The organism is Luedemannella flava (assembly GCF_039528515.1).
Taxonomy (GTDB): Bacteria; Actinomycetota; Actinomycetes; order Mycobacteriales; family Micromonosporaceae; genus Luedemannella; species Luedemannella flava.
On record NZ_BAAALT010000084.1, the window covers coordinates 1 to 16209 of the forward strand.

Below are 16209 nucleotides of genomic sequence, written 5' to 3' on the forward strand. Positions count from 1 at the left end.
GCCGCCGACGAGGCCCGCGAGAACGGCGGCCGCACGGCCGTCCGCGAAGACCCCGACCGTGGTGAGGGCCGCGCTGAGCGCGCCGAGCGGGGCGAGCGCCCCGAGCGCGGCGACCGGCGTGAGCGCGGCAACCGTGGCGACCGGAGCGACCGTGGCGAGCGCGGGGAGCGGGACAACCGCGACAACCGCAACGAACGGGACACCCGCGGCGAGCGGGACAACCGCGACAACCGCGGCGCCAACGACGACGATGACGACGAGGGCGGTCGTCGCGGTCGGCGCAGCCGGTTCCGCGACCGTCGTCGTGGCCGGGGCGAGCGCGGCGAGTCGACCGGTGGCGGCGGCGCCGAGCCGCAGGTCAGCGACGACGACGTGCTCGTGCAGGTCGCCGGCATCGTCGACGTGCTCGACAACTACGCGTTCGTGCGCACGTCCGGCTACCTCGCCGGCCCCAACGACGTCTACGTCTCGATGTCGCAGATCAAGAAGTACGGTCTGCGCCGCGGCGACGCCGTGACCGGTGCCGTGCGCGCGCCCCGCGAGGGCGAGCAGCGCCGCGACAAGTACAACCCCCTGGTCCGCCTCGACACCATCAACGGCATGGACCCGGAGGAGGCGCGTCGCCGCCCCGAGTTCTACAAGCTCACGCCGCTCTACCCCCAGGAGCGGCTGCGCCTGGAGACCGAGCCGCACATCCTCACCACCCGGATCATCGACCTGGTGATGCCGATCGGTAAGGGTCAGCGCGCGCTCATCGTCTCGCCGCCGAAGGCCGGTAAGACGATGATCCAGCAGGCCATCGCGAACGCGATCAGCCAGAACAACCCCGAGTGCCACCTCATGGTCGTCCTCGTCGACGAGCGGCCGGAGGAGGTCACCGACATGCAGCGGTCGGTGAAGGGCGAGGTCATCGCCTCGACGTTCGACCGCCCGCCGCAGGACCACACCACCGTCGCCGAGCTGGCGATCGAGCGGGCCAAGCGCCTGGTCGAGCTGGGTCACGACGTGGTCGTCCTGCTGGACTCGATCACCCGCCTGGGCCGGGCGTACAACCTGGCCGCCCCGGCGTCGGGTCGCATCCTGTCCGGCGGTATCGACTCCACGGCGCTGTACCCGCCCAAGCGCTTCCTCGGCGCCGCCCGCAACATCGAGAACGGCGGCTCGCTCACCATCATCGCCAACGCGCTGGTGGAGACCGGTTCGATGATGGACACGGTCATCTTCGAGGAGTTCAAGGGCACGGGCAACGCCGAGCTCAAGCTCGACCGGAAGATCGCCGACAAGCGCATCTTCCCGGCGGTGGACATCGACCCGTCGAGCACGCGTAAGGACGAGATCCTGCTCGCGCCCGAGGAGTACGCCATCACCCTCAAGCTGCGCAAGGTGCTCCACTCGCTGGACTCGCAGGCCGCCATCGAGCTGCTGCTCGACCGGCTCAAGCAGTCCCGCACCAACGTCGAGTTCCTCATGCAGATCGCCAAGAGCACGCCGGGCGAGTAATCACCCGTCACACCGAGGGGGCGCGCCGACCGGCGCGCCCCCTCGGTGTTTTCTCTAGGGTGGGGCGCATGTCGAGCATCTCGTGGGCGGAGTCGTACCTGGGTCAGCTGCGGGCGATCGCGGGGGAGCGGATCCTCATGTTCATCGGCGCCCGCGCCGTCATCCGCGACGACGCCGGCCGGGTGCTGCTGATCAAACGGTCGGACAACGGGCACTGGTCGCTGCCGGCGGGCGCGATGGAGCTGGGCGAGTCGATCACCGAGTGCGCCGTCCGCGAGGTGTTCGAGGAGACCGGGCTGACCGCCGGTGAGGTCGAGCCGTTCGCCCTCTACACGGGTGTGGACTACACGTTCACGAACCAGTGGGGCCACACGTACCAGCTGTTCGTCACCGCGTTCCGGGTGCCGCGCTGGTCGGGGGAGCTGATCAGGGTCACCGACGAGACCACCGACGCGGTGTTCTACGACCCGGGCGAGCTCCCGGAGCCGCTGTCGGCGACCGTCCGGGAGGCGCTGGCGGACCTCGCGACGTTCGAGACCAGCGGCCGCCTGGTCATGAAGTAGCACCCCGTTCACCCGGGAACAACACCGCGTGGCAGACTGTTAAGTCGGCCAGGTACCGGTTCACGCCCAGACATCGCGTCGAGCTGACGCGAGGCGACCCGGCGACCTTCATGAGAGGACCAAGGCAGCACATGAAGCCCGACATTCACCCGCAGTACTCCGTGACCAACGTCACCTGCTCCTGCGGCAACACGTTCACCACGCGCAGCACCGCCAAGAGCGGCGCGATCCACGTCGAGACCTGCAACGTGTGCCACCCGTTCTACACGGGCAAGCAGCGCGTCCTCGACACCGCCGGCCGCGTGGCGAAGTTCCAGCAGAAGTACGCCAAGGTCAACAAGGCCAAGTAGCCGCGCCAACGGCGTCCGCCACCGCGCCCATGTCGGCGCGGGGCGGGCGCCGTTTGTGATGTCGTAGGAAGATCAGGAGAGGGGGTACAGCATGAGCACTGATCGTTTGGCGACGCTGCTGGACGAGTACGCGGACCTGGAGAAGCGGCTCGCCGATCCGGCGATCCACGCCGACCAGGCGACGGCGCGGCAGGTCGGCCGGCGTTTCGCGGAGCTGACCCCCATCCACAAGACCGCCGCCGAGCTGACCCAGGCCCGCTCCGACCTGGCCGCCGCGCGTGAGCTGGCCGCCGAGGACGCCGAGTTCGCGGCCGAGGCCGACGCCCTGGCCGAGCGCATCCCCGGGATCGAGGAGAAGCTCGCCGAGCTGCTCATGCCGCGCGACCCCAACGACGGCAAGGACGTGATCCTGGAGATCAAGGCGGGCGAGGGCGGCGAGGAGTCGGCCCTGTTCGCCGGCGACCTGCTGCGGATGTACCTGCGCTACGCCGAGCGGCGCGGCTGGGTCACCGAGGTGCTCGACTCGCAGGAGTCGGACCTGGGCGGCATGAAGGACGTCGCCGTCGCGATCAAGACCAAGGGCGTCCCCGACGGCGGGTACGGCGTCTGGTCGCGGCTGAAGTGGGAGGGCGGGGTGCACCGCGTGCAGCGCGTGCCCGCCACCGAGTCGCAGGGCCGCATCCACACCTCGGCCGTCGGCGTGCTGGTCACCCCGGAGGCCGAGGAGGCCGAGGTCGAGATCGACCAGAACGACCTGCGCGTCGACGTGTTCCGGTCCAGCGGCCCGGGCGGCCAGTCGGTCAACACCACCGACTCGGCGGTGCGCATCACCCACCTGCCCACGGGCGTGGTGGTGAGCTGCCAGAACGAGCGTTCGCAGCTGCAGAACAAGGACCGCGCGATGCGGATGTTGCGGGCGAAACTGGCCCAGCTCGCCGAGGAGCAGGCGGCCGCCGCGGCCTCCGACGCCCGGCGCGCGCAGGTCCGCACGGTGGACCGCTCGGAGCGCATCCGCACATACAACTTCCCCCAGAACCGCATTTCGGACCACCGGATCAACTTCACGGCGTACAACTTGGATTTGGTGCTCGCGGGTGACGCGGACGGGGTGCTCGACGCCCTGACCGAGGCGGACCGGGCGGCGCGCCTGGCTGGCGAGACGGAGCTGTCCCGCCGCTGATGTGCCTGTTGAGGCACGTGTAATCAGTGTGGCGAAATAGGGTGTTACGGAAGAAGACACCGGAATCTGACCTGCCGTTGACGCCAGGGACACGGACTCGAAACACCCATCCCCGAACATTTGTGGCGGGTAACCGTTCACGCCCGCTGGGACCGGAAGCCACTGGGGGCCGAACCATGAGCACACCTCTGGGTATGCAGACCAGGACCGTCGACATCACGGCGCCGCCCCGCGCGGTGCTGAGCGCGACGGTCCGGGTGCTCTACCGGGTGCTGGGCGAGGAGCGGTTGGGCACGTCGCGCGGCAACGCGTGGGAGGCGGTCTGCGCCGACCGCGAGCGCGCGGTCGCCCGGGCTGACGTGCAACGCATGCTCGCCGCCGCGCGCGCACTCCGCTGACCGGTGCGGTCAGCCGAGCACGCGGCGGTGTGGGGGACTCGTCAGGACGGCCAACGTCGTCCGGCCTGACGATCTCCGCACGGGGGCCGGTGGTCATCACCGGCGTGCATGATGGGAGGGTGTCCGTCTCCGCCACGATCGCGCACGCCACCGCCGCACTTGCCGAGGCCGGGGTGGTGTCCGCGCGCACCGACGCGGAGCTGCTGGCCGCACACGTGCTGGCCACAACCAGGGGTCGGTTGCTGCTCGCGCCGGACCTCACCGAGGAACAACACCGCGAGTACGCGTCGCTGATCGCGGCGCGCGAGTCACGCGTACCCCTCCAGCACCTCACCGGCCGGGCTGCCTTCCGGCACCTCGATCTGGCTGTGGGACCCGGCGTGTTCGTCCCCCGGCCCGAGACGGAGCTGCTCGTCGAGTGGGGGCTGGCGTGGCTGCGCGGGCACACCGCGGATCCCGTCGTGGTGGACCTCTGCGCCGGCTCCGGCGCGATCGCGCTGTCCGTCGCGACGGAGCACCCGGGCGCCGACGTGTACGCCGTCGAACGCGACCCGGCAGCGCTGGCATGGTTGCGGCGTAATGCCGCCGAAGCGCCGGTGACGGTCCTGGCGGGCGACGTCATCGACCCGGCGACGCTCGCCGACCTCGACGGTCGGGTCGACCTGGTGCTCTGCAACCCGCCCTACGTGCCGCTCACCGCGGCCGGCCAACTGTCGGTCGAGGTGACCGAGCACGACCCCGCGGTCGCCGTGTTCGGCGGGCCGGACGGGCTCGACCTGATCCGCCCCCTGGTGGGCCGGGTGGCCGCGCTGCTCGCGCCGGGCGGCGCGTTCGGTGTCGAGCACGACGACACGCACGGCGGGGCGGTTCCCGCGCTGCTGCGCGCCGACGGGCGCTTCGAGCGCGTACGGCTGCACCACGATCTCGCGGGACGCCCCCGGTTCACCACCGCGCGACGCGCCGGCGGATGGCAGGATGGCGCACCGTGAACCTCTACGACTGCCGCACCCTCGCCTGGCGCGACCAGGGGGTGACCGCCGCGGCCGAGGCCGTCCGCCGCGGCGACCTCGTCGTGCTGCCCACCGACACCGTCTACGGCATCGGCGCGGACGCCTTCAAACCGTGGGCGGTCACCGCGCTGCTCAACGCCAAGGGACGCGGGCGGCACATGCCCCCGCCGGTCCTCATCGGCTCCCGGCACACCCTCGACGGCCTCACGCTGAACCTGCCCGCCGTGGCCCGCGACCTCGTCGAGGCGTTCTGGCCGGGGGCGCTCACCATCGTGGTCGAGCAGGCGCCCAGCCTGCAGTGGGACCTCGGCGACACGGGCGGCACCGTGGCCGTGCGGATGCCCGCGCACCCGGTGGCGCTGGAGGTGCTGCGCGAGACCGGCCCGATGGCCGTGTCCAGCGCCAACAAGACCGGCGAGCCGGCCGCGCTGACCGCCAAGGCGGCCCAGGACCAGTTTCAGTACGCCGTCTCCGTGTACCTGGAGGCGGGGGAGAGCGTCGACCAGACGCCATCTACGATTGTGAATTGCGTAACACCGGTTCCGACGGTGCTGCGCGAGGGCGCGCTGCCGATCGAGAAGCTGCGCGAGGTGGTCCCGAACATCAAGCTGCCGGGGGAGTAGACGACGTGGCGCCGTTCACCGTCCTGCACGTATGCGTCGGCAACATCTGCCGCTCGCCGATGGCGGAGCGACTGTTCGAGCTGGCCGTACGCAAGGAGATCGGTGACCGGGCCGCGGAGCTCTACCGCAGCCACGGGGCCGGTACGGGCTCGTGGCACGTCGGCGAGCCGATGAACGCCCCGGCCGAGCGGGAGCTGCTGGCCCGCGGCGGCGACCCGTCCGGCTTCGTCGCCCGCCGGATGACCAAGGCGATGATCGACGAGTCGGACCTCATCCTGTGCGCCACCGCCGAGCAGGTCTACCACGCCGTCGAGCTGCGCCCCGACGCCGCCGGCAAGGTCTTCGTGCTCGGCGAGTTCGGGCGCCTCATGCGCGGTGTCCACCTTGACCGGTTGCCGCCCAACGACGGCACCGCCGAGGCCGCCTACGACCGCGCGTACGCCCTCGTCGTGGCCGTGGACGCGGCCCGCGGCGGCGGCGCGGTGTGGGGCGGCGACGGCCGGCGCGCCAGCTCGCGCCCCAGCGACGACCTCGACGATCCGTGGGGTCTCGCGCCGGCGGAGTTCGCCCGGGTCGCCGACGAGATCGAGGAGACCGTGCTCCCGCTCGCGGCCATCCTCACGAGCTGACCCTCACTCGTCCGGCGGCTCGCGCTCGGCGGCGGTCGCGATGTTGCGGGCCATGCCGCCGAACACGACGGCGTGGAACGGCCACACCATCGCCCAGTACGCGTGCCCGGCCAGCCCGTGCGGCAGGAACACGGCGCGCTGGCGGTAGCGGGCGCGGCCGTTCTCCGGCTCGGCGCGCATCTCCAACCAGGCGCGGCCGGGCAGGCGCATCTCGGCCCGCAGCCGCAACAGGCTGCCCGGCACGATCTCCTCGACCCGCCAGAAGTCCAGCGCCTCGCCGACCATGAGCCGCTGCGGGTCGCGCCGGCCCCGGCGCAGGCCGACACCGCCCGCGAGCCGGTCCAGCCAGCCGCGCGCCGACCAGGCCAGCGGGAACGAGTACCAGCCGTGCTCGCCGCCGATGGCCTCGATGACCCGCCACAGGGCCGCGGGCGGGGCGGCGACCGCCCGGTCCCGCGCGTCGGTGTAGACGGTGCCGCCCGACCAGTCCGGGTCGCTCGGCAGCGGGTCGCTGGGCAGCGGCGCGGCCGGCGCCCACGGCCAGCTCGCGTCCGACCAGCGGGTCTCGACGTCGGCGTCGCGCACCTTGGCCAGCGCCAGCCGGACCGCCTCCGCGAAGCCGGTGAGCCCTTCCGGCGGGTCCGGCACGTACTCGCGGATGTTGTGTTCCTTGGCGATCGCCTCGTGGATGAGGCTCGCCACCAGGGGACGGGCGATCGCGCTCGGCACGGGGGTGACCAGGCCGACCCACAGCGCGGACAGCTCGGGGGTGAGCGCGGGGACGTCGAGGACCAGGCGGGGCGGCAGGTCGGCCACCTCGGCGTACCGGCGCATCATGTCGGCGTAGGTCAGCACGTCGGGGCCGCCGATGTCGAAGGCGCGGTTGACGTCCTCGGGGATCCGCGTCGGGCATTCCACCAGGTAGCGCAGCACATCGCGGATGGCGATCGGCTGCACCCGGTTGCGCACCCAGCGCGGGGTGACCATGACGGGCAGGCGTTCGGTGAGGTAGCGCAGCATCTCGAAGCTGGCCGAGCCGGACCCGATGATGACCGCGGCCCGCAGCACGACCGCCGGCACCGGGCCGGCCAGCATGATCCGGGCGACCTCGTCGCGCGAGCGCAGGTGGTCGGACGCCTGCTCGCCGTGGCCCGGGTCCGGGCCGCCCAGGTAGATCAGCCGGCGCACGCCCGCGTGCGCGGCGGCGTCGGTGAACACCTCGGCACCTCGTCGGTCCAGCCGGACGAAGTCGCGGTGGCCGAGCGTGTGCACCAGGTAGTACGCGACGTCGCAGCCGCGCAGCGCGTCGACGAGGCCGTCGGGGTTGGTCACGTCGCCCTTGACGATCTCCACCTGGTCGGCCCACGGCTCGTCGCGCAGCCGGCCCGGATCACGGACCAGGCAGCGCACGTCGTGGCCCGCGGCGAGCAGGCGGGGCACCAGCCGGCCGCCCACGTAGCCCGTCGCGCCGGTGACGAGACAGCGCATACCCACGATCATGCCCGGTGCGCGGCCCCGTCGCCCGGGCATCCGAACGCTACGGGCCATAGACTTCCGAAGGTGGAGACCTTCTGGGGCCCGGACTTCGCCGCGCTCGAGGCGGAGGATCCGGAGATCGCGGCCGTGATCCTCGGCGAGCTGTCCCGCCTTCGGCGCGGCCTGCAGCTGATCGCGAGCGAGAACCTGACCTCGCCGGCCGTCCTGGCGGCGCTCGGCTCGACGCTGACCAACAAGTACGCCGAGGGGTACCCGGGCCGCCGCTACTACGGCGGCTGCGCCGAGGTCGACAAGGCCGAGGAGATCGGCATCGCGCGGGCCAAGGAGCTGTTCGGCGCCGACCACGCGAACCTGCAGCCGCACAGCGGGGCGAGCGCCAACCTCGCCGCGTACGCCGCCCTGGTGCAGCCCGGCGACACCGTCCTCGCCATGGACCTGCCCCACGGCGGGCACCTCACCCACGGCTCGAAGGTCAACTTCTCGGGCGCCTGGTTCCGCACCGTCGGCTACACCGTCCGACCCGACACCGAGCTGATCGACTACGACGAGGTCCGCGACCTCGCCCTGGCCCACCGCCCCAAGATGATCATCTGTGGCGCGACCGCCTACTCCCGCTTGATCGACTTCGGGCGGTTCCGGTCGATCGCCGACGAGGTCGGGGCGTACCTCATGGTCGACGCCGCGCACTTCATCGGCCTGGTCGCCGGCGGGGTCATCCCCTCGCCCGTGCCGCACGCCGACGTTGTCTGCGCCACTACCCACAAGGTCCTGCGCGGTCCGCGCGGCGGCATGATCCTCTGCACCCAGGAGCTGAGCACGCGGGTGGACAAGGCCGTCTTCCCGTTCACCCAGGGCGGCCCCCTGATGCACGTCGTCGCGGCCAAGGCCGTGGCCCTGCGCGAGGCGGCGCTTCCTTCCTATGCCGAGTACGCCCGACAGGTCGTCGCCAACGCGCGCGCCCTCACCGACGGGCTCGCGGAGGCCGGCATGCGCCCCGTCTCCGGCGGTACCGACACCCACCTCGCCCTCCTCGACCTGCGCGAGACGGGCGTCACCGGACGCGAGGCCGAGGAGCGCTGCGACGTCGCGATGATCACCCTCAACAAGAACGCCATCCCGTACGACCCGCAGAAGCCCATGGTCGCCTCGGGCATCCGTGTGGGCACCCCGTCGGTCACCACCCAGGGCATGCGCGAACCCCAGATGCGCGAGATCGCCACGCTCATCGCCCGGGCGGTTGGCGCGGATCCGGCCTCCTCGGGCGGGGCCCGGGAGCTGGCCGCCGTCGCGGACGATGTCGCCACGCTGGTGGCGGCCTTCCCGGCGTACCCGAAGCCGGCCGTACCCGAGCCGGCCACGGCCGCCCGGTGACCGCCGCCATGCGCGGTGGCCCCGCGGCGACGGATCCGGCCGAGGACCCCGTCAACGAGCGACGTCCGGGCTATGGCGGGTCTTTGGGCGACGGTGGGTCTTTGGGCGACGGTGGGTCTTTGGGCGACGGNGCGGGCGGTCGGCGGGCGGTGGGGCGTCGGCCGCGTCGGGCCGGGAGCGGGGGGCGGTGCGGCAGCGGATCCCGCACCTGCCCACGGCCCTGTGGGCCAGCGGCGCGCTGCTCGTCGCGTCCGTGATCATCGGGTTCGTCTACGGCGGGTCGGTCGCCGCGGCGGGCGCGGCACTGGGCGTCGCGCTGGTGGCGCTGAGCTACGTGGCGTCGACGCTCGCGATCGCCTGGGCGGACTCCGTCCGGCCCCAGCTCGTCCTCGCCGTCGGGCTGGTCACCTACACGATCAAGTTCACATACATCGGGCTGGGCATGGCGGCGCTCGCCGCCGCCGACTGGGCCGGGCTGCCGGCTATGGGCGTCTCACTCATAGTCGCGATCGTGGTCTGGAACGCGGCCCAGATCTGGTACGTCGTCCGCCACCCCGTCCTCCCCGAGCCCTCGGCGGATCCTCCGGACGCCGACCCCGACCCGCCCGCCACCACCTGACCCAGGTCCGCGCCCAGAGCAGGCCCGGAGCGGGTCGGACACCCCGAGTGGGTCGTCCGGCCTGAGCGGGTCCGCGCTGCACGCCGGGGCGCGCACGCGGTTTAGGCCGGATGTGGATCGTCGCCACCTGCGCACTGTTGGCGGGGGCGCCGCGCGGAGCAAGCCGCCAGATGTGCACATGCGCCGAGGTTCTGACGTTCGGACCTCGCCACATGTGCACTTGTGGTGGGGGGCTAGCAGTCGGACCTCGCCACATGTGCGCACTTGGCGGGGTCGAGGCGTCCGTTGGCCGCCACATGTTCACATCTGGCGGCTTGCCCCGAGCAGCGCTCCGCCAGATGTGAACATGTGGCGAGGTCGGGAGGCTCCGCGCCCGCCATCTGTGCACATCTGGCGAAGTGCCAGGCGGGGCAGGCTGCCACATGTGCACATCGGGCGGAGTTCGCCGCGACTCGGTCTGCCATGGGGTCGCCTCTGGTGAGGGTCGCCGTGACTTGGGCCGCCATGGGGTCGCAGTGAGGGTCGGGGTGGCCGGGTCCGCCATGGGGTCGCCTTTGGCGAGCCGGCCGGCGCAGTTGCTCCGCCGTTGGGTCACCTGGGGTGGGCGCCTGGTCGGTTGTGCCGTTGTCGGGTCGCACCTGTGCGGGACGGCACGGGAGGTTGGCCCGCCAAAGGTCGCCTGTAGTGGCGCCGTCGGGCGGTGGGCGGGTGCGGACGTGTAGGCGATGTGAAACCAGCCGCTGGGATGCGCGGAAGGTGCCAGTATTCACTTGAAGTTCACTTGTCAGGCTACTTTTTCAGTAAATATCGCCCATCGACCAGCGTTTACCCGGCAGGGCCACTGACCAGGGGGCCTCACATCGGCCAAAGTCAACGTAGGGAGCCGCCATGTATGTGGATACGCTCAGTCCACCGTGCGTGTTCATGACCCGACACAGCAAGTTTCGCGCGTGAGTGGACACATTGGCCCCAGTGAGGAGTAACGTATGGGTTCCCTGGTTTGGATACGGATGCCACCTCCGCGCGCAGCGCGCGGGGGTCGACGCATAGCACCGTTCAGCCGGCTGATATCTTTTCCGCGTCATGGCCGGTGACCAGACTCCCCCGGATCGCGACCCGCAAGGGGCCAGCGCGGGATGGACTGCTCTCGCTTACCTCATTGGCGGTATGACCGTCTGGGGGTTCGTGGGGTGGCTCGTCGACGTTTGGCTCAACACGGGCGGCATCGCGATCGCGGTGGGGCTCATCGCCGGTCTGGCCGGAGCGGTCTACCTGATCGCCCGACGGTTGGGCGGCATGACATGAGAGGGGCACCCGGTGCCGATCGTCGCTGAGGGCGGAGTTCCGTTCCCACCCGGCGTGGAGGAGTTCTACCTCCCGAGCCTGGTCGAGGGCGCGTACCCCTGGCTGACGAAGTTCACGCTGCTCGTCTGGCTCGCCGTCGCCGCCCTTATCGTCTTCTTCCTCTGGTCGTACCGGAACCCGCAGCTGATCCCGACGAAGCGACAGTGGATCGCCGAGTCGATCTACGGGTTCACCCGGGACGGCGTTGCGAAGGACATGATCGGTCACGATGGCGTGCGCTTCGCGCCGTATCTGACGACGTTGTTCTGCTTTATCCTGCTGACCAACCTCTTCGGCCTGATCCCGCTGATCCAGATCTCCCCGAACTCGCACATCGCCTTCCCGATCGTGCTCGCGGTCATCAGTTACGTGCTGTTCATCTGGGTCGGCATCCGCAAGCACGGCGCGGGCAGGTTCTTCAAGAACGCGCTGCTGCCGCCGGCGCCGTGGTTCGTCATGCCGCTGCTGATCCCGATCGAGTTCTTCTCGACCTTCATCGTCCGGCCGGTCACGCTGGCGCTGCGACTCTTCGCCAACATGTTCGCCGGCCACATGATCCTGCTCGTCTTCACGCTCGGCGGCTTCGCGCTGCTCGGCGCGAACTCGATCGCGATCAAGGCCGTCGCGCCGCTGTCCTGGGCCATGGCGATCGCCCTGTACTTCCTCGAGGTCATCGTGGCACTGCTGCAGGCCTACGTCTTCGTGGTGCTCACGGCCAGCTACGTCCAGGGCGCGCTCGCCGACGAACACTGAGTCGGCGGGCCAGCCCGCAGACGTCATATGTCCCACCGTCACGCGTGAGAGTCACGCGCGATATCCAGGAGGAATCAAGTAATGGTTAACGCCGAAGTGGTAGGCAGCCTCAGCGCCGTCGGCTATGGCCTCGCGGCCATCGGTCCGGGTATCGGCGTGGGCATCATCTTCGCCGCGTACATCCAGGCGACCGCCCGCCAGCCCGAGTCGTCGCGTCTGACCATCCCGTACCTGTGGATCGGTTTCGCCGTGGTCGAGGCCCTGGCCCTGCTGGGTATCGCCTTCGGCTTCGTCTTCTAGTAAGCCGGCCCGCCCCCTTACATCCCGGAGGTTTGCATGCTTCACCTCTTCGCTGAGGGAGAAGTCCCACACGAGCCGAACCCGATCATCCCGATCTGGCAGGAGATCGTTGTCGGGTCGGTGGCCTTCGCGCTGCTCTGCTTCGTACTCATGAAGTTCGTCTTCCCGCAGATGGAGAAGACGTTCAAGGCCCGGGTCGAGGCGATCGAGGGCGGCATCCGGCGCGCCGAGGAGAAGCAGGCCGAGGCCGACGAGCTGCTGGAGCAGTACAAGGCCCAGCTCGCCGAGGCCCGCACCGAGGCCGCCCGCATCCGTGACGAGGCCCGTGCCGACGCCACCGGGATCCGCGACGACATCCTCACCAAGGCACGCGAGGAGTCCGACCGGATCATCGCGGCCGGCAAGGAGCAGCTCGCGGCTGAGCGGCAGACCATCGTCCGCGAGGTGAAGGCCGAGCTCGGCACGATCGCCGTGGACCTGGCCAGCCGCATCGTGGGCGAGGCGCTCGCCGACGAGGCCCGCCGCAAGGGCACCGTCGAGCGGTTCCTCACCGAGCTTGAGACCACGCCCGCCGGAGGGTCGCGCTGATGCAGGCCGCCAGCCGGGAGTCGTACGCCGCCGCGGCGGAACAGCTCGAGTCGGTCGTCGCCGCGGCGTCGCCCGCCGAGCTGTCCGCCACCGCGGACGAGATCCTCGCCGTGGCCGACGTGCTGCGGCGCGAGCCGCGCCTGCGTCGGGCCTTCGCGGACCCGGCGCGGTCCGGCGAGGACCGGGCGGGTCTGCTCGACGCGATCCTCGCGGGCAAGGTCTCCGACCGCGCCGCGCAGCTGCTGCGCGGCCTGGTCGCCGGCCGCTGGTCGAGCCCGGGCGAGCTGCTCGACGCGACCGAGCAGCTGGGTGTGGAGGCGCTGCTGGCCAGCGCGGACAAGGCCGGCGACCTGGGCGAGGTGGAGGACGAGCTGTTCCGGTTCGGGCAGCTCATCGACGCCAACCCGGGTCTGGCCACCGTCCTCGGTGACCCGAACGCGCCCGTGGCGCAGCGCGCCGAGCTGGTCAACGACCTGCTCAAGGACAGGGCGAAGCCGGCCACGGCGCGGCTGGCGACGCTCGCGCTCGCGGGGTTCGGCGGCCGTGGCCTGGCCGGGTCGCTGACCCGACTGGTCGAGGCCGCCGCCGAGCGGCGCGACCGGCAGGTTGCCTACGTCACGACGGCGGTGCCGCTGAGCGAGGCGGACGAGAGCCGACTGGGCGCCCGTCTGGCCGCGATGTACGGTCGGGAGATCTCCCTGAAGGTCTCCGTCGACCCGTCCATCGTGGGCGGGCTGAGCGTGCAGGTCGGCAACGACCTCTACGACGGCACGGTCTCCCGCCGCCTCGCCGAGGCGCGCCACGCGCTGACCTGACCGAACCCACGAACGAAACCGATATCCGACGCAGGCTGACGGGTTCATAGCCCAGCCCCACACCATAAGGAAGTTGAGGATGGCCGAGCTGACCATCTCCTCGGATGAGATCCGGGGCGCGCTGGAGCGCTATGTCTCGTCCTACACGCCGGAGATCTCCCGCGAGGAGGTCGGCGTCGTCACCGAGGCCGGCGACGGTATCGCCAAGGTCGAGGGCCTTCCCTCGACGATGGCCAACGAGCTGCTGGAGTTCGCCGACGGCACCCTCGGCCTCGCGCTGAACCTGGACGTCCGCGAGATCGGTGTCGTCGTCCTCGGCGAGTTCGCCGGCATCGAGGAGGGCCAGCAGGTCAAGCGCACCGGCCGCGTTCTCTCCGTGCCGGTGGGCGACAAGTTCCTGGGCCGGGTCGTGGACCCGCTGGGCGCCCCGCTCGACGGTCTCGGCGACATCGAGAACGAGGGCTTCCGCGAGCTGGAGCTGCAGGCGCCCAACGTCATGGCGCGCCAGTCGGTGAACGAGCCGCTGCAGACGGGCATCAAGTCGATCGACGCGATGACCCCGATCGGCCGCGGCCAGCGCCAGCTGATCATCGGCGACCGCAAGACGGGCAAGACCACGATCGCGCTGGACACGATCCTCAACCAGCGCGCCAACTGGGCGTCGGGCGACCCGAAGAAGCAGGTCCGCTGCATCTACGTCGCCATCGGCCAGAAGGCCTCCACCATCGCCTCCATCCGGGGCACGCTGGAGGAGGCCGGCGCCATGGAGTACACGACGATCGTCGCGGCTCCGGCGTCCGACCCGGCCGGCTTCAAGTACCTGGCGCCGTACACCGGCTCGGCCATCGGCCAGCACTGGATGTACGCCGGCAAGCACGTCCTGATCGTCTTCGACGACCTGACCAAGCAGGCCGAGGCGTACCGTGCCGTGTCGCTGCTGCTGCGCCGCCCGCCGGGCCGTGAGGCGTACCCGGGTGACGTCTTCTACCTGCACTCCCGCCTGCTGGAGCGCTGCGCGAAGCTCTCGGACGAGATGGGCGCGGGCTCGATGACCGGTCTGCCGATCATCGAGACCAAGGCGAACGACATCTCGGCGTTCATCCCGACCAACGTCATCTCGATCACCGACGGCCAGATCTTCCTGGAGTCCGACCTGTTCAACCAGGGCGTCCGTCCGGCGATCAACGTCGGTACGTCGGTGTCCCGCGTCGGTGGTTCGGCCCAGGTGAAGCCGATGCGTAAGGTCGCGGGCTCGCTGCGGCTGAACCTCGCGCAGTACCGCGAGCTGGAGGCGTTCTCCGCGTTCGCCTCCGACCTGGACAAGGCCTCCCGGGCCCAGCTGGAGCGCGGTGGCCGCCTGGTCGAGCTGCTGAAGCAGCCGAACTACTCGCCGTACCCGGTCGAGGAGCAGGTCGTGTCCGTGTGGGCCGGCACCGAGGGCAAGCTGGACGACGTCCCGCTGGGCGAGGTCCGCCGCTTCGAGACCGAGTTCCTGCAGTACCTGCGGCACTCGCACAAGAACGCGCTCGACACGGTCGCCGGCGGCACCTGGGACGACGACGTGGTCGCCGCGCTCGACAAGGCCATCGTGGACTTCAAGCAGATGTTCCTCGGCAAGGACGGCCAGATCGTGATCAACGAGCCGGCCGCCGAGGCGCTGGAAGCCGGTGCGGAGACCCGCGAGACCGTCAAGCGCGTCGTTCCGCCGAAGAAGTGATGCCATGGCAGCCCAGGTAGGTGCCCTTCGCCGACGCATCCGGTCGGTGAAGTCCACCAAGAAGATCACCAAGGCGCAGGAGCTCGTCGCGACGAGCCGCATCGCCAAGGCCCAGGAGCGGGTGGCCGCGTCGCAGCCCTACGCGACCGCGATCACCAACGTGCTCACGGCCCTGGCGAGCAACGCCAACGTCGACCACCCGCTGCTCGTGCCGCGGCCGGTCGTGCGGCGGGCGGGCGTGCTTCTCATCACGAGCGACCGCGGCCTGGCCGGCGGCTACAACGCCAACGCCATCCGTACGGCCGAGCAGCTCATCGCCCGGCTCAAGGCGGACGGCAAGCAGGTCATGCTGTACACGGTGGGCCGCAAGGGCCTCACGTACTACCGGTTCCGCAACCGGCCCGTCGAGGCGAGCTGGACGGGCTTCTCGGAGCAGCCGACCTTCGCCAACGCGCGGGAGATCGGCGAGACGCTGATCAAGGCGTTCGTGGCCGGTGCGGACGACGTCGACGACGTGGACGGTCCGCACCACGGCCCGGACGGCATCTGGGGCGTGGACGAGCTGCACGTGGTGCACACGCAGTTCCGCTCGCTCATGACCCAGACGCCGCAGGCGAACTTCCTCGCGCCGCTGCAGGTCGAGACGACGGAGTCGGCGGAGCACCACGCGCTGCTGCCGGCGTACGAGTTCGAGCCGGACCCGGACGCGCTGCTCGACGCGCTCCTGCCGAAGTACATCAACACCCGCATCTACGCGGCGTTGCTGGACTCGGCGGCGAGCGAGTCGGCGGCCCGCCGGCGCGCCTGCAAGAGCGCCACGGACAACGCGGAAGAACTGATCAAGAAGTACACGCGCGAGATGAACTCCGCGCGCCAGGCCGCGATCACCCAGGAGATCAGCGAGATTGTCGGCGGGGCGAACGCGCTCGCTGCCGCGGGAAGTGAAGTGTGA

18 protein-coding genes are annotated in these 16209 nt (G+C 70.8%); 17 read left to right on the forward strand and 1 reads right to left on the reverse strand.

Features of this window, described 5'->3' with window-relative positions:
- The 8 genes from rho to ABD211_RS15585 form a co-directional block, all read left to right on the forward strand.
- A partial coding sequence (rho, locus tag ABD211_RS15550) for a transcription termination factor Rho (RefSeq protein WP_344131460.1) occupies nucleotides 1–1500 on the forward strand: 1500 nt, incomplete at its 5' end.
- A 68-nt stretch (nucleotides 1501–1568) separates the two neighbouring features.
- Nucleotides 1569–2063 carry an NUDIX domain-containing protein gene (locus tag ABD211_RS15555; RefSeq protein ID WP_344131463.1) on the forward strand — a complete coding sequence of 165 codons (495 nt, stop codon included), beginning with the start codon at nucleotides 1569–1571 and terminating at the stop codon, nucleotides 2061–2063.
- Nucleotides 2064–2194: 131 nt separating this feature from the next.
- Nucleotides 2195–2413, forward strand: coding sequence for a 50S ribosomal protein L31 (rpmE, locus tag ABD211_RS15560; protein WP_344131466.1), 219 nt, complete (start codon nucleotides 2195–2197; stop codon nucleotides 2411–2413).
- Between the two features lie 91 nt (nucleotides 2414–2504).
- The gene (prfA, locus tag ABD211_RS15565) at nucleotides 2505–3593 is read left to right on the forward strand and encodes a peptide chain release factor 1 (RefSeq protein WP_344131469.1); all 1089 of its coding nucleotides are present in this window, start codon (nucleotides 2505–2507) and stop codon (nucleotides 3591–3593) included.
- Nucleotides 3594–3769: 176 nt separating this feature from the next.
- Nucleotides 3770–3991, forward strand: coding sequence for a hypothetical protein (locus ABD211_RS15570; protein WP_344131472.1), 222 nt, complete (start codon nucleotides 3770–3772; stop codon nucleotides 3989–3991).
- Nucleotides 3992–4110: 119 nt separating this feature from the next.
- A complete protein-coding gene (prmC, locus tag ABD211_RS15575) occupies nucleotides 4111–4980 on the forward strand; it encodes a peptide chain release factor N(5)-glutamine methyltransferase (RefSeq protein ID WP_344131475.1) in 870 nt (289 codons plus the stop codon).
- A complete protein-coding gene (locus tag ABD211_RS15580) occupies nucleotides 4959–5624 on the forward strand; it encodes an L-threonylcarbamoyladenylate synthase (protein WP_344131478.1) in 666 nt (221 codons plus the stop codon). The genes prmC and ABD211_RS15580 overlap by 22 nt, the downstream gene beginning before the upstream one ends.
- A 5-nt stretch (nucleotides 5625–5629) precedes the next feature.
- Nucleotides 5630–6253: an arsenate reductase/protein-tyrosine-phosphatase family protein gene (locus ABD211_RS15585; protein WP_344131481.1), complete on the forward strand. Its 624-nt coding sequence runs from the start codon at nucleotides 5630–5632 to the stop codon at nucleotides 6251–6253.
- 3 nt (nucleotides 6254–6256) lie between these two features.
- On the opposite strand, the gene ABD211_RS15590 is transcribed toward ABD211_RS15585, so the two are convergent.
- Nucleotides 6257–7741 carry an SDR family oxidoreductase gene (locus ABD211_RS15590; RefSeq protein ID WP_344131484.1) on the reverse strand — a complete coding sequence of 495 codons (1485 nt, stop codon included), beginning with the start codon at nucleotides 7739–7741 and terminating at the stop codon, nucleotides 6257–6259.
- A 72-nt stretch (nucleotides 7742–7813) separates the two neighbouring features.
- Here ABD211_RS15590 and ABD211_RS15595 point away from each other — a divergent pair, with 72 nt between their 5' ends.
- The 9 genes from ABD211_RS15595 (at nucleotide 7814) to ABD211_RS15635 (ending at nucleotide 16209) form a co-directional block, all read left to right on the forward strand.
- Entirely contained in the window at nucleotides 7814–9121 is a 1308-nt protein-coding gene (locus tag ABD211_RS15595; RefSeq protein ID WP_344131487.1) for a serine hydroxymethyltransferase, read from the forward strand.
- Between the two features lie 187 nt (nucleotides 9122–9308).
- The gene (locus tag ABD211_RS15600) at nucleotides 9309–9740 is read left to right on the forward strand and encodes a hypothetical protein (RefSeq protein ID WP_344131490.1); all 432 of its coding nucleotides are present in this window, start codon (nucleotides 9309–9311) and stop codon (nucleotides 9738–9740) included.
- 1167 nt (nucleotides 9741–10907) lie between these two features.
- A complete protein-coding gene (locus tag ABD211_RS33920; RefSeq protein WP_425560419.1) occupies nucleotides 10908–11045 on the forward strand; it encodes an AtpZ/AtpI family protein in 138 nt (45 codons plus the stop codon).
- A 12-nt stretch (nucleotides 11046–11057) separates the two neighbouring features.
- Nucleotides 11058–11837, forward strand: a complete 780-nt coding sequence (gene atpB, locus ABD211_RS15610; RefSeq protein ID WP_344131496.1) for a F0F1 ATP synthase subunit A — start codon at nucleotides 11058–11060, stop codon at nucleotides 11835–11837.
- 81 nt (nucleotides 11838–11918) lie between these two features.
- Complete coding sequence (locus ABD211_RS15615) at nucleotides 11919–12137, forward strand: F0F1 ATP synthase subunit C (protein WP_344131499.1); 219 nt, start codon at nucleotides 11919–11921, stop codon at nucleotides 12135–12137.
- A gap of 36 nt (nucleotides 12138–12173) precedes the next feature.
- Nucleotides 12174–12725 (forward strand): F0F1 ATP synthase subunit B, encoded by a 552-nt coding sequence (locus tag ABD211_RS15620; RefSeq protein WP_344131502.1) that lies wholly within the window; start codon nucleotides 12174–12176, stop codon nucleotides 12723–12725.
- A complete protein-coding gene (locus ABD211_RS15625; RefSeq protein ID WP_344131505.1) occupies nucleotides 12725–13540 on the forward strand; it encodes a F0F1 ATP synthase subunit delta in 816 nt (271 codons plus the stop codon). The genes ABD211_RS15620 and ABD211_RS15625 overlap by 1 nt, the downstream gene beginning before the upstream one ends.
- A gap of 79 nt (nucleotides 13541–13619) precedes the next feature.
- Nucleotides 13620–15257 (forward strand): F0F1 ATP synthase subunit alpha, encoded by a 1638-nt coding sequence (gene atpA, locus ABD211_RS15630; protein ID WP_344131508.1) that lies wholly within the window; start codon nucleotides 13620–13622, stop codon nucleotides 15255–15257.
- Nucleotides 15258–15261: 4 nt separating this feature from the next.
- Nucleotides 15262–16209 carry a F0F1 ATP synthase subunit gamma gene (locus ABD211_RS15635; protein WP_344131511.1) on the forward strand — a complete coding sequence of 316 codons (948 nt, stop codon included), beginning with the start codon at nucleotides 15262–15264 and terminating at the stop codon, nucleotides 16207–16209.

Bases quoted from the DNA above. Each gene is read 5' to 3' on its own strand.
- ABD211_RS15555 (WP_344131463.1), top strand. From the start codon at position 1,569: ATGTCGAGCATCTCGTGGGCGGAGTCGTACCTGGGTCAGCTGCGGGCG.
- rpmE (WP_344131466.1), top strand. From the start codon at position 2,195: ATGAAGCCCGACATTCACCCGCAGTACTCCGTGACCAACGTCACCTGC.
- prfA (WP_344131469.1), top strand. From the start codon at position 2,505: ATGAGCACTGATCGTTTGGCGACGCTGCTGGACGAGTACGCGGACCTG.
- ABD211_RS15570 (WP_344131472.1), top strand. From the start codon at position 3,770: ATGAGCACACCTCTGGGTATGCAGACCAGGACCGTCGACATCACGGCG.
- ABD211_RS15580 (WP_344131478.1), top strand. From the start codon at position 4,959: ATGGCAGGATGGCGCACCGTGAACCTCTACGACTGCCGCACCCTCGCC.
- ABD211_RS15590 (WP_344131484.1), bottom strand. From the start codon at position 7,741: ATGCGCTGTCTCGTCACCGGCGCGACGGGCTACGTGGGCGGCCGGCTG.
- ABD211_RS33920 (WP_425560419.1), top strand. From the start codon at position 10,908: ATGACCGTCTGGGGGTTCGTGGGGTGGCTCGTCGACGTTTGGCTCAAC.
- ABD211_RS15615 (WP_344131499.1), top strand. From the start codon at position 11,919: ATGGTTAACGCCGAAGTGGTAGGCAGCCTCAGCGCCGTCGGCTATGGC.
- ABD211_RS15620 (WP_344131502.1), top strand. From the start codon at position 12,174: ATGCTTCACCTCTTCGCTGAGGGAGAAGTCCCACACGAGCCGAACCCG.
- ABD211_RS15625 (WP_344131505.1), top strand. From the start codon at position 12,725: ATGCAGGCCGCCAGCCGGGAGTCGTACGCCGCCGCGGCGGAACAGCTC.
- atpA (WP_344131508.1), top strand. From the start codon at position 13,620: ATGGCCGAGCTGACCATCTCCTCGGATGAGATCCGGGGCGCGCTGGAG.
- ABD211_RS15635 (WP_344131511.1), top strand. From the start codon at position 15,262: ATGGCAGCCCAGGTAGGTGCCCTTCGCCGACGCATCCGGTCGGTGAAG.